Raw genomic sequence first — 13259 nt, forward strand, 5'->3', positions numbered from 1 at the left:
ATTAATTCATATTCTACTTGAGCTTTTATTCTCGGTAAATTGGGGGAATAGTTCAACATGTTGTTCTAATTCCGCTACATAATTCTTCAAAAATATCATTAAATACATCGAATTTTGGAGAATTAAACAATTTTTAGTAATATATATCGAAAAAATATCTTTGTACTTGGGGGAATCATGGTTTTCTAATGCTCAAACACATCAAAGAAAATTTATCTAAAGGAGAATTTCATTATGGATGAGGGGAAAATCATTAGGTTTTATCGCGAAAAATACCAATTAACTCAAGAGCAATTAGGAAAAGGGATTTGTTCTGGAACACATATTAGTAAAATTGAGCGTTTACATACTGAATATGCACCTGAAATAATCACTCTTTTATCAGATCGTCTAGGAATAAATATCGAAAATGAAATAGCAAAACTTAATAATATAAAAAAGCGCTTAAGCCATTGGCATAATGTTCTTATCATGCAATTATTTGACGAAATGGATCTTATTAATTATGAACTTGAGCAGGAAGATTTAATTCAGATCTCTGATTATATTTATTTTTACAAATTACTTCGGGTTAAGTATTTACTAATGCATAATTTGACTGACGAAGCATTTACCATCATCAAGGAAATCCAAAAGAAAGAACATAAATTATCTGTCTATGAAGCTAATTTGTTCAAACACGTTTTAGGAGTTTACTATTTAGCAAAACATGAAAATCTCAAAGCCATTCAAGTATTAAAATCAATAAATGACACAGATTACAATAACAAGGAATATACCTATTATTTAGCAGTTGCGTATCATTCGATCGAATCACCAGCTATGGCTTATTTTTTCGCAGATAAATCGCGTCAATTTTTTAAAGAAATTAATAACTATCTCAGAGTGATTGATGCAGAAATGCTTATGGTGATTCAAGTAAAAGATGATGGAGATTTTAAGGAGACCATTCAGAGGTTTGAAAGCTTAATCAAAAGCTGTGACCTTTGTAATTCACCCGATCGAAAAGCAAAGGTATTACACAACTTAGCTTTTGAATACTTTAGAAGAAAAAATTATGAACTAGCCAATAAATACTATAAGGAGTCAATGTCTCTTAAAAATAATGAATCAAGTCCTTATTTACTTTCTTTAGAAGGGTATATACGAAGTGCATATTATGGGAGTTTACTTCCAATAGATGAATTATTACAACTTGTTAATGGAGGACTTGAAAAAGCTCTAAAGAAAAATGAACAATTATATTTAATCTTATTTACCTTACTTAGTTATTTACTTCAAAATAAAGAACACGAATACTATCAATACTTGTTCGATACTTCATTACCTTTCTTTAAAAAATTTGGTTTTGTCTATTTAATTAAACGTTCCCAAAAAGAATTATTTAATTATTATTATAAACAGAAAAAAAATGGTAAGGCCTTAAAAATGGCCCATGTATTGATTAATCATTAAATAGAAAATGCCTTTTTTATTATTTAGAGACATCCCAATAGTTACCGACAATATCTGCAGATCCTCTCTTTAAAGGGTCTGCAGATTTTTTTTGAGGCACAAATAAATACCCTAACTCTGTCAAGGTTGTAAAGTTCAACTTTTATTTAACCCTTCAAATGTTTAAAAATGATTCATACGCATAAAATTCCCGGTTCTACACATAATGAGAAAAAATTATGTTGAGGGATACAGATGAAGTTACAAAACAATGATACGGAACAGGAATCCCAAAATTCACCCGAACAAAACTGGATTGAACGCTTTTCTAAATCCAATGATTTTGTTCATGAGCATACCTCTCTACTAGATAAGGAGCCCTTTTGGCTTTCCTATTTTCGTACCCTCATATCATCAGACATTTTACATAAAGATGTGTTGCCATATTTACAGGAACAGCTAAGCCTCGAAGAATTGAAAAGCAAAATACCCGTACAAGGGATTTCTTTTACTAATGATAAATCTCAAATCACCCAAAACCTTCTAAATGGATATATAGCTGTTCAAAAGAATCAATACGATCAAGAATGTTTATTAATTAATATTGCGAACAGTAAATTTCGCGATGTCGGCATTCCGACCATGGAATCCTCAGCATTAGGTCCACAAGTTGGCTTTATTGAAGAATTAGACACCAACATCAATCTGATTCGAAAAAGATTACCAGCTGCTGAACTACTTGTAAAAGAAATGAAAGTCGGGGAACTGTCAAAAACTAGAGTAGCGGTCATTTATATGGACGGGATCGCTGATCCAGAAAACGTAAACACGGTGATTCAACGAATTGAGGATATCCAGTATGATCAAATTTTAGACAGTTCCTATATTGCGTCTATGATAGAGGATAATTCTCACTCCTTGTTTCCTCAATCAATTTCAACTGAGAGAGTCGATCGGGTTGCGGCAGGACTCCCTGAAGGGAAAATTATTATCGCGGCTGACGGGTCACCGAATCTTGTCATCGCACCTGTTACTTTAATTGAATCCTTAATAGCCATGGAGGATTATAGTTTCTCATGGATCATTTCTAATTTTTTCCGCTTATTACGATTTTTTTCTATTTTCATATCAAGTCTTGTCAGTCCTTTATACGTCGCGGCTCTGACCTATCATTATGAATTGATACCTTCAAAATTATTAGAAAATTTGGTTGGTTCAAGGGTAGCCGTTCCATTCTCTCCTTTTTTAGAGGCTCTATTTTTAGAAATTATGATAGAAATGGTGAAAGAAGCTGGTATTCGTTTACCTACGAAAATTGGACAATCCCTTGGCGTTGTTGGTGGCATTGTCATCGGTCAAGCCGTCGTTGAAGCAGGCTTAACCAGTAATGTTTTGCTTATTTTAGTAGGTCTTGGAACCTTAGCATCCTATATAGCACCTGTCTATAAATTTAGCAACACCATTAGATTTATTAAATTCCCATTAATCTTTCTTGCCCAATTCTTAGGTTTATTTGGGGTGTTTGTGGGATTATTATTTACCGTTTTACATGTGCTGCGACTTACCTCACTTGGGCGTCCATATGTAAGCGTGTACCCCTTAAGGAAAACGGCCTTCCAAGATCTATGGATTAGACTTCCTTTTTCTAAGCAAAAAGAGAATCCGCAATTCCTTAGGCCGCAAAAAAAGAGAAAGTCTACTGGAAGTGGAAAGAACCCAGAGCCCATGAATGATTTCTATGAATAAAGAAGGGGGATATTTTTTATGCAAATTGATAAAAGGCATCAAATTTCTCCCTATTTAGTCTTTTTTACGATCTATAGTTCACAGGTTGGTGTGGGGATTTTAAGTTTTCAACGAATCATTGCAAAAAAGGCCGGTTATGATGCTTGGATTGGCATTTTACTGGCTGGATGCTTTGTTCAACTTTTTATCTGGATGATGTATAAGCTTTTAGCAAAAGCCGAGGGGGATATTGTCGATGTCCATTCTATGGTGTTTGGTAAAATCATTGGCAACAGTTTCAGCTTGATTATTATGTTGTATTACTGGTTAGCTAGTGTATCCGTTTTGCTTGGTTACATTGAAATCATTCAGGTCTGGATGTTTCCCAATTTGTCGGCATGGATTCTTTCCCTTATTATATTGGTACTTGTTTATTATTGTGTGTCCGGAGGGTTTCGAGTCGTCGTTGGAATCTCATTTTTATCTTTTATGTATCCACAAATTTATCTCATCATTCTCTATGTTTTTCCAATAAAAATGGCTCATTTTTCAAATTTATTACCAATTATGAATCATTCCTTTATGGATTTATTGGATTCTGTCAAAAGCTCCATGTACACATTAGCGGGAACGGAAACGTTGCTCATGTTTTATCCTTTTATAAAAAATGGATACTCATCAAGAAAATTTGCTCATTTAGGAGCCCTATTTACGACCCTGCTCTACACCTTTTCTGCCATTGTCTCGTTTTCCTTTTATAGTGAAAAACAATTAGCATCAACCATTTGGCCAGAGCTGTCTTTAACTAAAATCATGAAGTTTTCTTACTTGGAAAGATTTGAGTACTTATATATTTCTATGTATTTAGTCATTGTTACTTCCTTACTCGCACTCTTACTATGGTGTTCTAGCAGGGGTCTTAAGAAAATTTTTAATAAAAAGCAAAAATACACCTTAATTGTCCTTAGCTTTACTAGTGTCCTACTATGCCAATTGATCAAAGACCCTTATAAAGATCTGTTAGATAAATATATTATACAAATGAATTTATGGTTCTTTTATGCTTATATCCCTATTCTACTTCTAGTCCTTACCATATTAAAAAGGGGTAATAAAAATGGATAAGCGTTCTGTAGTTGGATTGATTATTCCACTATTTCTAACGGGTTGTTCCCTGATCCCTCCCACCATTGTCAATGAAATAAATATGGCACAGGGCGTAGGGTATGATGTGGCTTCTAAAAACAGAATAAAAGAGACGATCGTATTTCCTATTTTTAAAAAAGACAAATCTTCCTCTACCGAAATCAAAGCAAGTGTTGGGCGATCGAGCAAAGAGATTCGTGCCATCTTAAATAACGAGACTAGATATCCTTTACTAAGTGGGCAGCTTCGTTTAGCTCTCTATGGAAAGGAACTGTCAAAAAGAGGAATTAATGATTTTGTAGATACCCTAAACCGTGATCCCTCCATAGGAAACCTTGTTCAACTGGCCATTGTAGATGGTGATTCATTTGATTTATTATCAACGGATAAATTAAAAACAGAGAACACCTCCTTATTTATACATGAATTACTGGAGCAAAATATGAAATCCGGTCAGCTTACTCGGTCTAATTTACACAGCTTTCTCTTTCAATTTTCTCAGATTGGGCAGGATCCCTATTTGCCACTAATCAAGAAGGAAAAAGATACAATTAAGATCAATGGGTTGGCCATTTTTAAGGATGATCGATTTGTCACAGCTTTATCGATGGACGATTTGTTTATTTTTAAAGGGCTGGTTGATACATACAACCACGGGCTACACCAATTTATTTTAAGTAATGGTGAGAAGGTCGTTTTAGATATTCTTCATTCAAATGCAAAATACAAAGTGAAAATAGTAAAGGGTAGACCAGTATTTACGATCTACTTAAAAATGAACACTAGACTTCAAGAGTTCTCTTCTCCAAAGAAACAAAGGGTACCTATTGATAAACCAAAACTTCAAAAGGGAGTGGAACAGATTTTAGAAAAGGGTTCCTTGAAAATAGTCAATCGATTTCAGGACCATCAAGTGGATCCATTAGGTCTAGGAGCAAAATATAAAGAACATTATCGTAAATTTAATGAGAAGTCATGGAATTTAATTTACCCTCAAGTAAAGGTCCTTGTTCATGCTAAAGTTGAAATTAAACAAACGGGAATTGTTGAATAATACTCTTCAGGATTATTCAACTAAGTTATTTCATACTAATTTTCCTGTTATATAAAGCCTTGATAACACAGCGGATACCAAGGTTTTGTATGTATGATCTGTAAGGGTAACGAACCCCCGACCTCAACCCTTTAAAGGTGAAACAACCTGGTTTTATAGTTTTAATTATAATTGGAAAGACCGTATTTAATTGAAAAATGTTTTTATATCAAGCTTTTGTTAATTTAAACATTTATAAGTTTATACCTAATATATTGAAGGTCACCAAAATTGGCACCAATAACCCCCCCCCTATAGGTTGTAGTAACATGCTTCTGTACCTAAGAAAAGGGAGATTAAAAATGAACAAAAATGCAATAAGGACAGATTTTGAAACTCTTCATCCCGTTTAAGTACACCTTTCAAAATCATAAGTAAACAATCAATTCTTGAGACTCAGCAAATGAGACCTTAAAGCATTTCAAAATTTCCTTGTATATATCACATTCAATTTTCAAAAAATATTTACACTACATATGAAAAGGAAAATCCATTATATTTTTCATAAAAGGATGTGATACTATTTGAAAATAAAAATCATTATCTCTCTAATTTGCTTATTAATATTACCCTCTTGCAGCTTTCAACATGGAGTAGATACTAAACAAAAAGAAAAAAATATTGCAGTATTATTAAGTAAAATGGAAGAAGCAAGTAAAAAGAAAACGAAGAAACCCTTTAATGGACAAAAAGATGCAAATGGAAAAATTAATGTCCTAATAATCGGTATTGATTCCCGTGGAGAAAAAAAATCCCGTTCGGATGCTATTATGGTCGCTCAATATGATCCTCATATTAAAATGGGCAAAATTGTGACCATTATGCGTGATTCATACGTCGAAATTCCAAGTGAAAACCGACATTATAATAAAATCAATAACGCTTATTACTTAGGCGGTCCTGAATTATTACGACAAACCATTAAAAATAATTTTGATATTGATGTGAAACATTTTATCACAATTGACTTTATAGGATTCATTAAGGTGATTGATATGGTTGCTCCAAAAGGCATCGAAGTAAATGTTGATCAAAAAATAATCGAGGACATGAGACTTAATATAAAACCTGGTGTACAAAGACTACATGGTAAAGAATTATTATCATATGTTCGATTCCGTCATGATAAATTAAGCGATTTTGGCCGAGTCCAAAGACAACAGGAAGTCCTTGCCTCGTTGAAAAATGAATTTACGGAACAATTAAGTTCTGTAAACGGTGTTATGAAATTGCCAACAATAGGAGAAGAAATGATTCATTATATTGATACAGATATGGACTTTAAAACATTTGTCTCTCTTTGCGGCAATGTATTGTTTAACCAAGTTAAAGATGTCGAAACCATACGTATTCCTGTTCCAACAGGATATTCTAATATGCAGTATCCTCATTCTGGACAAGTGCTACAAATCGATTTTGCCAAAAATAAAGAAGCGATGAAAGAGTTCTTGGGCGATAAACCCACCCCTGTAACAAAAGAAAAACGCCAAAAGTAAGAGAGAAACAACTTTTAGTTTCTCTCTTTTCACGCGCCATTCAAACTATCATTGATTAGAATGTTGATTGAAGCTAAAATCTGTGTGTAACAGAAATTTCTTTCATTTTGCGTATCACTAGTGGGTAAAAATAAGTCTTTGCACTTATCGTAGTATTTCCGCCAAAAAAACCAGTTCCAGGGCATGTTTTAACCTGAAATGGTTTGCTGTTATCTAACACCCTTGCCTGTGTCCCGTAATTCCACCAATGATGATAAGTGATACTATCAATGGATGGGGTTAACCCGAATCTTAAACAAAGCAAAGCTGTAATATAAACGATGGTTTCTTTTTGTTCCTTTGTCATGACATCATGACCAATATCAAAGTTTCCAACATTTTCAATCGCAATTCCTGTAGAATTGGCCTTAAAACCAATTGAGCCTTCAGGGGCCATGTCAAACGGTCTAGAAACAGCTAATTTCCCATCAGGAAACGTCGTGATATTTTGGGCAATATTCTTCCAACCCTTTTTTCTCACATGATACGTTTCCATCCCTTTCAACATGTTAAAATGATTGTTGCCATAAAAATGCTTGTAGGAAGGTGCCCATGTGTGATGTTCTTGGATTAAAGTTATTTTCCGGGAAAATTGATGGTGGAATAACCACTCCCCGAATTCCTCCTTTGTAAAAAGAATATACTGTCCTTGCATTGCAAGTCTTTTAGGAGGAATTTTTAATATCTGCCCTGTATTTATTTGTTCTGATGATAGTCGATTTACTTCTTTTATTATATCGACTGAAGCATTATAGGCAATTGCAATGTCCTTAAGTGTATCCCCTGCTACAACTTCATATAAAATTGGAACCAATAATTTCTCACCAGCAAATAATGAATTGGATTGCAATCCGTTTGTTACTTTTAGCTCTTCAACTGTTGTTTCATATTTAGTTGCAATTCCTGGTAAAGTATCACCTAATTTTACGACATAGATATTGCTAGGATATTTTCCAGCTGCTTGAAGAGGAACTATGTTGATAAACATATTTAAAAACAAGATAAATACAACCATCAAATTTATTCTCATTGTTCTTACCCCTTTCAAATAAAATCTGTTTTTGGCAGCGTTTATAAACAGTTATTATTTAATTTTTATTATTCATAGTTTGTTGTACAGTAATGAGATTATTCTTCGGTAATTTATTTTTTGTATAGTCGCTTTCTCTGTTTTACTCAAGAGTTGCATCATCCATCACATTGACTCTTCTATGTTTTCTTAAAAAATCTAAGGATTTATTCACAACAATCCTATAAAACCAACTTTTTAGTTTTTGTTGATCCTTTAGACTGTCTATTTTTAAGATAGCCTTTTGAATAGATTCCTGAACGACATCTAATGCATCCTCTTTATTTTTCACATAACTAAAAGCTAACCGATAAATATTCTCCTTATTTTCTGTGATCAATTGAATAAGTGCTTGTTCCTGATTAGAATTCTTCATACCTTTAGAGCTCCTTTAGATACGTATCCTTTTGTTACAAATGAAAGACGCATGTCAATGCAAAAAGTTGTTTCAACTTAAAATTTTTATTATAGAGTGCAACTAAAGATTTGATACATGGACAAAAGATGAAGTAAGCCAATTCTTAATATGTATCAGAAGTGAATCAATTTATATAGCCTTAGTTATCGCTATATATACAGGTTTATGGAGAGGTGGTGTACTAGGAATAAATGAGAGGATATTATTATAAAACCCACGTGATTAATATTCGTAGATCCCTTGCCTGAACAGATAATGGTTTAATTCTTAAGGAAGTTAAGACTAAAAGTTCGAGAAGACAAATATCTATTTCACCAATTGTCATTAACGAGTATTAGCACATAAAGAACACCGGATATTTAAAGAAACGATTGGGCTTAATTTTTAAAGATGAGGACTTAGTTGTACAGTTGAATTAGGCGGGAGAAAGGATCCAAGAAATCTACTAAGACAAATGGAACGATTATCAAAAGAAGCAGGGGTAAAAAAGATATCCTTTCATGGAATAAAGCATACACATGCGAACTTGATGTTAACAAATGGAGAAAACATTAAAGTGGTCGCCGACCGCTTAGGACATAACCGGGTATCCACAAAGCTTAATTTCTATGCTCACTGTATTCCTGCTATGGATACAAACGTTGCAATCTCTTTTGAAAACTTTTTAAATATTGATTGTTAGCAAATTGTTAGCATAGAGAAATTCTTAGCATCACTTACGACATTCTAGGCAAAACAAAAAGGCTAAAAACCTTGATTAAACAAAGCTTTTAGCCTCTCAAAATGTATGACCTGTGAGGGGTTCGAACCCCCGACCTCAACCCTGTCAAGGTTGCGCTCTCCCAACTGAGCTAACAGATCGTAAGCTACATATCTAATTATAGTAATATTGTAGCAAAAGTCAATATTTAATTTCCAATATATAACCCCAAAAACAGGAACGTTAGTTCTTGTTTTAGTTGAATAAAGAACTAATGTTCGGTTATAATAATAGTATAAAAGAAAGGAGTGATTTACATGGATGGGCTTTTTATTCGTTCAATTGAAGAAAACATGCCTTTGGAAATGATTTACCTTGCCGATAACCAAGAAATTTCACAACGAAAACTAATTGTGAAGGAAATAAATGACGACTATATCCGTGGGTACTGTTTGCTTCGGAAACAGATGCGCACCTTTAAACGTGAAAATATCCTATCCCTTTTGCCCGAATCTCAATCGAAAAAGCGATATCTTCATTAATTCCTCTGACCACTTAACAGCAAACCAATCCCTCTATTCCCCGTTGTGAAAGCATTTCCAGTCGAGTTATGGTAAAATTCTAATGTATCTACTGAATATGGGGGTTTTATCACATGGAATTTCCAAAAGGCACGATTAAAGAACTTACCTTTCACAGTAAAGAGCTGGGAGAGGAAATACTACTTCTCGTTTACCTTCCAGCAAACTTCTCACCACTCTATAAATACTCTCTGCTGATTGCCCAGGATGGCCGGGATTATTTTCAACTTGGCAGAATTGGCCGATTAGCAGATGAGTTTCTTTATAACAGAGAAATTGAAAATTTAATTATTGTTGGGGTACCCTATAAAGATGTTGCCGATCGCCGCAGAAAATATCATCCAAATGGTGATCAAAATGAGCAATATATACGCTTCCTAGCACATGAATTAGTGCAATTTCTTGATACGGAGTTTCCAACCTATCAAATGGGTACAACCCGAGCACTTATTGGTGATTCTCTAGGGGCCACCGTCTCTTTAATGACAGCGATTCAATATCCACATACATTTGGAAAGGTGCTTTTGCAATCACCCTATGTGAATCAAAAGGTCTTAGGATTAGTGGAAGATTTTAAAGATACTCAGCTGCTAGAGATTTATCACGTAATCGGAACCCATGAAACGGAAGTACCAACGACAGATGGACAAGTTAAGAACTTTTTACGCCCTAATAGGGAACTATCAAAAATCATTTCAGATAAACCATTTACATACTTTTATGAAGAATTTAATGGTGATCATACGTGGACCTATTGGCAGCCAGATTTAAGACGAGCACTGAAAATGTTCTTCTAACACATATTAACAAAAGTTTGAGTATTTTCTATTATTTAATAAAGTTAGAAAATTTGCTATAATAGTAAGAAGGCTGTTATGAGTATTATTTTTCTATTAAAATAATTTTTTAAAAACGGAGGTATATACGTATGAAATTTGGAGTTGTCATTTTTCCATCAAAAAAGCTTCAAGATTTAGTGAATTCTTACCGTAAACGTTATGATCCACACTATTCACTTATTCCTCCACACTTAACATTAAAAAATGCCTTTGAAGCAACTGAAGAGAATGCAAAGGATGTAGCAAATAAGTTACTGCAAATCGCTCAAAATACCCATCCATTTTCTTTAAAAACTTCAAAGATCAGCTCTTTTCAACCTGTAAATAACGTGATTTATTTTAAAGTTGATCCGACAGAAGAACTAATAAATCTGCATTCCGAAATCAATCAAACTTTTAGCGACTCACCATTAGAGTATGCCTTTGTCCCACATATTACGATTGGTCAAAAACTCTCTAATGACGAACACTCCGATGTCTTTGGTTCACTCCGAATGACAAAAATTAATCACGAAGAAACCATTGACCGATTCCACCTTCTCTATCAATTAGAAAATGGTTCTTGGACCGTATATGAAACATTTCGTCTTGGAAAGGAATAGGTAAAGTGAAGCTTAAAGTGGTTGAAAATCAAAAAGAACTAGAAGATGCATTTTCAATTCGAAAGACTGTATTTGTTGAAGAACAACACGTTCCTCTTGAAGAGGAAATCGATCAATTCGAAGATGAGGCTGTTCATTTTGTCCTGTATAACGATGGTTCTTCAATAGGTGCAGGTCGATTCCGTGTAGTTGATGGATATGGAAAAGTAGAACGAATTTGTGTATTAAAGGAAGCAAGAAAGACGGGTGCTGGAAATGCCATCATGAATGGTATTGAGGAGCATGCTCGTGAACAAGGGCTTCATAAGTTAAAACTTAATGCCCAAACACAAGCCATCCCCTTTTATGCTCGTCTTGGATATGAAGTTGTCTCTGAAGAATTCCTGGATGCAGGCATTCCTCATAAAACAATGATGAAAGAAATGTAACATACGAACCACTTGCCAAAGAAAATGATCTGAACCCGAAAAGTTGGACAAATAAATTTAGGCAGCTACTTGGGCATGAGTTCGGTATTGGACTGGACTCATGCCCTCTAGTTTTACCTTAATTCGTTTGTGATTATAGTAATAAATATATTTCTCTAATTCTACTTTAAAATGCTCCATACTTTCAAAATCTTTTAAATAGAGTAGTTCAGACTTTAATAGGCCAAAGAAATTCTCCATGACCGCATTATCTAAACAATTCCCCTTACGTGACATACTTTGAGTAATACCATGTTCTTTTAATGCATGTTGGTAATGCTTCATTTGATAGTGCCAACCTTGGTCAGAATGGAGAATGGGGGCGTCTCCCTCTGCTAAACGCTCAAAAGCTTTGTCCAACATTTTTGAAACAAGTAGATAAACAGGACGTTTTTCTATGTTATAAGCGATGATTTCTCCGTTGTATAAATCTAAAACGGGGGATAAATATAGCTTTTCTCCGTGTAAATGGAATTCTGTTACATCTGTTACCCACTTCTCATTTGGCTTTGACGCTTTAAAATTGCGCTCCAAAATATTAGGGGCAATTTTCCCTACATTTCCACGATAAGAACGATATTTTTTCATGCGTACAAGACATTTTATCCCCATTTCATTCATCAAGTGTCGGACTGTTTTATGATTAATTTTTAAGTCCCGTTTACGCAATTCTAATGTGATTCGACGATATCCATAACGTCCTTGATGTTCATCAAAGATCTCCTGAATCAATTCTTTGACCTCCTTATACTTATCTGGACGATCCATTTGTTTAACCCAATAGTAATACGTACTACGCGCCATACCAGCGACCTTTACTAGATCGATTACTTTAAATTCATGCCTTAATTCATAGATTATTTGCGCTTTGTCCTGTTCTGTAATTTTTCCTTTTCTTGAATTAAGGCTTGTAACTTTTTTAAGTAAGCAATCTCCATACGTAAACGCTCATTTTCAGCTCTTAGTGCTTCGTCAGATCCTTCCACTGGTTGAGGTTTGTTTGTTTCCTTTTTCATAGGTGAACGCCCCTTTTGTGTTGTTTTTAGGGCATCTATTCCATTTGATTCGAAACCTTTTAACCATTTTTGAATGGTGCTATGTGTTGCAATATTAAAAATTGCAGCAGTTTCCCTTATAGACGTCCCTGTCTCTTTTATATAATTTAGTACGTCTAGTTTAAACTCTGTTGTGTAGGATGTATAGGGATTTTTAAAGGCATCTTCACCGTGGTGTTCATATTGTTTTATCCAATTTAGTAAGACAGTATGATGTACTCCTATGGATTTAGCTATAAATTTTACCCCTTCCGATCCCTGGTGATATCGAATAACTGCTTCTAGTTTTTCCTCAATAGTAAATTTAGACATATAAAAACTGCACCTCCAATTGTTAGCTGTGTGTCTAACAATTCGGGTGCAGTTCAAAAACGGCAAGTGGTTTTTTTACATAAATAAGAAAGTATAAAATTCGACTTCGAGAATTGTCCAGCTCCAACGCCTAGCCCCTCGGGTCAAATAACCTTCTGCAAGAAAAGTCAAAGAGAGCAACTTTTATTGCAGAAGAACATTTGCCTGTCGGGGCTGACCAAGGCGCTTCCGCTTTTCTTTATGAATGGTTAATATATGAAACACTTTCCGTCCCTATCAGGTT

The 13259-nt window shown here is 34.3% G+C and carries 12 protein-coding genes, 1 tRNA gene and 1 pseudogene; 10 read left to right on the top strand and 4 right to left on the bottom strand.

What is annotated here, in order from left to right; genetic code table 11:
- Positions 1-234: 234 nt before the first annotated feature.
- From RCG25_RS19560 to RCG25_RS19580, 5 genes are all read left to right on the top strand, one after another.
- Positions 235-1455: a helix-turn-helix domain-containing protein gene (locus RCG25_RS19560; RefSeq protein ID WP_308080491.1), complete on the top strand. Its 1221-nt coding sequence runs from the start codon at positions 235-237 to the stop codon at positions 1453-1455.
- Between the two features lie 234 nt (positions 1456-1689).
- On the top strand, positions 1690-3180 hold the full coding sequence (locus RCG25_RS19565; RefSeq protein WP_308080492.1) for a spore germination protein: 1491 nt from the start codon (positions 1690-1692) through the stop codon (positions 3178-3180).
- 18 nt (positions 3181-3198) lie between these two features.
- Positions 3199-4284 carry a GerAB/ArcD/ProY family transporter gene (locus tag RCG25_RS19570; RefSeq protein ID WP_308080493.1) on the top strand — a complete coding sequence of 362 codons (1086 nt, stop codon included), beginning with the start codon at positions 3199-3201 and terminating at the stop codon, positions 4282-4284.
- Positions 4277-5359, top strand: coding sequence for a Ger(x)C family spore germination protein (locus RCG25_RS19575; RefSeq protein WP_308080494.1), 1083 nt, complete (start codon positions 4277-4279; stop codon positions 5357-5359). The genes RCG25_RS19570 and RCG25_RS19575 overlap by 8 nt, the downstream gene beginning before the upstream one ends.
- A gap of 563 nt (positions 5360-5922) precedes the next feature.
- The gene (locus tag RCG25_RS19580; RefSeq protein WP_308080495.1) at positions 5923-6894 is read left to right on the top strand and encodes an LCP family protein; all 972 of its coding nucleotides are present in this window, start codon (positions 5923-5925) and stop codon (positions 6892-6894) included.
- A gap of 73 nt (positions 6895-6967) precedes the next feature.
- On the opposite strand, the gene RCG25_RS19585 is transcribed toward RCG25_RS19580, so the two are convergent.
- Both RCG25_RS19585 and RCG25_RS19590 read right to left on the bottom strand, forming a co-directional pair.
- Positions 6968-7963 (bottom strand): LysM peptidoglycan-binding domain-containing protein, encoded by a 996-nt coding sequence (locus tag RCG25_RS19585; RefSeq protein ID WP_308080496.1) that lies wholly within the window; start codon positions 7961-7963, stop codon positions 6968-6970.
- 142 nt (positions 7964-8105) lie between these two features.
- A complete protein-coding gene (locus RCG25_RS19590) occupies positions 8106-8378 on the bottom strand; it encodes an RNA polymerase sigma factor (protein WP_308080497.1) in 273 nt (90 codons plus the stop codon).
- 475 nt (positions 8379-8853) lie between these two features.
- Between RCG25_RS19590 and RCG25_RS19595 the strand changes: the two are divergent.
- Positions 8854-9102, top strand: a pseudogene (locus tag RCG25_RS19595) (tyrosine-type recombinase/integrase); the annotation flags it as partial.
- Between the two features lie 106 nt (positions 9103-9208).
- Here RCG25_RS19595 and RCG25_RS19600 read toward each other — a convergent pair.
- Positions 9209-9281, bottom strand: a tRNA-Val gene (locus RCG25_RS19600).
- A gap of 156 nt (positions 9282-9437) precedes the next feature.
- Between RCG25_RS19600 and RCG25_RS19605 the strand changes: the two genes are divergently transcribed.
- From RCG25_RS19605 to RCG25_RS19620, 4 genes are all read left to right on the top strand, one after another.
- Complete coding sequence (locus tag RCG25_RS19605; protein ID WP_308080498.1) at positions 9438-9662, top strand: hypothetical protein; 225 nt, start codon at positions 9438-9440, stop codon at positions 9660-9662.
- Positions 9663-9775: 113 nt separating this feature from the next.
- Positions 9776-10498: an alpha/beta hydrolase gene (locus RCG25_RS19610; protein ID WP_308080499.1), complete on the top strand. Its 723-nt coding sequence runs from the start codon at positions 9776-9778 to the stop codon at positions 10496-10498.
- 131 nt (positions 10499-10629) lie between these two features.
- On the top strand, positions 10630-11142 hold the full coding sequence (locus RCG25_RS19615) for a YjcG family protein (RefSeq protein ID WP_308080500.1): 513 nt from the start codon (positions 10630-10632) through the stop codon (positions 11140-11142).
- Positions 11143-11147: 5 nt separating this feature from the next.
- Positions 11148-11570 (top strand): GNAT family N-acetyltransferase, encoded by a 423-nt coding sequence (locus RCG25_RS19620; protein ID WP_308080501.1) that lies wholly within the window; start codon positions 11148-11150, stop codon positions 11568-11570.
- A 57-nt stretch (positions 11571-11627) separates the two neighbouring features.
- Here RCG25_RS19620 and RCG25_RS19625 read toward each other — a convergent pair.
- A protein-coding gene (locus RCG25_RS19625) for an IS3 family transposase (protein ID WP_308080502.1) occupies positions 11628-12976 on the bottom strand; the annotation gives its coding sequence in 2 pieces (ribosomal slippage) (positions 11628-12517 and positions 12517-12976; 1350 coding nt in all).
- Positions 12977-13259: the final 283 nt, after the last annotated feature.

This window comes from Neobacillus sp. PS2-9, assembly GCF_030915525.1.
GTDB lineage: Bacteria > Bacillota > Bacilli > Bacillales > Cytobacillaceae > Neobacillus.

Coding starts and splice junctions, on each gene's coding strand:
- RCG25_RS19560 (WP_308080491.1), top strand. CDS start 235: ATGGATGAGGGGAAAATCATTAGGTTTTATCGCGAAAAATACCAATTA.
- RCG25_RS19565 (WP_308080492.1), top strand. CDS start 1,690: ATGAAGTTACAAAACAATGATACGGAACAGGAATCCCAAAATTCACCC.
- RCG25_RS19570 (WP_308080493.1), top strand. CDS start 3,199: ATGCAAATTGATAAAAGGCATCAAATTTCTCCCTATTTAGTCTTTTTT.
- RCG25_RS19575 (WP_308080494.1), top strand. CDS start 4,277: ATGGATAAGCGTTCTGTAGTTGGATTGATTATTCCACTATTTCTAACG.
- RCG25_RS19585 (WP_308080496.1), bottom strand. CDS start 7,963: ATGAGAATAAATTTGATGGTTGTATTTATCTTGTTTTTAAATATGTTT.
- RCG25_RS19590 (WP_308080497.1), bottom strand. CDS start 8,378: ATGAAGAATTCTAATCAGGAACAAGCACTTATTCAATTGATCACAGAA.
- RCG25_RS19605 (WP_308080498.1), top strand. CDS start 9,438: ATGGATGGGCTTTTTATTCGTTCAATTGAAGAAAACATGCCTTTGGAA.
- RCG25_RS19610 (WP_308080499.1), top strand. CDS start 9,776: ATGGAATTTCCAAAAGGCACGATTAAAGAACTTACCTTTCACAGTAAA.
- RCG25_RS19615 (WP_308080500.1), top strand. CDS start 10,630: ATGAAATTTGGAGTTGTCATTTTTCCATCAAAAAAGCTTCAAGATTTA.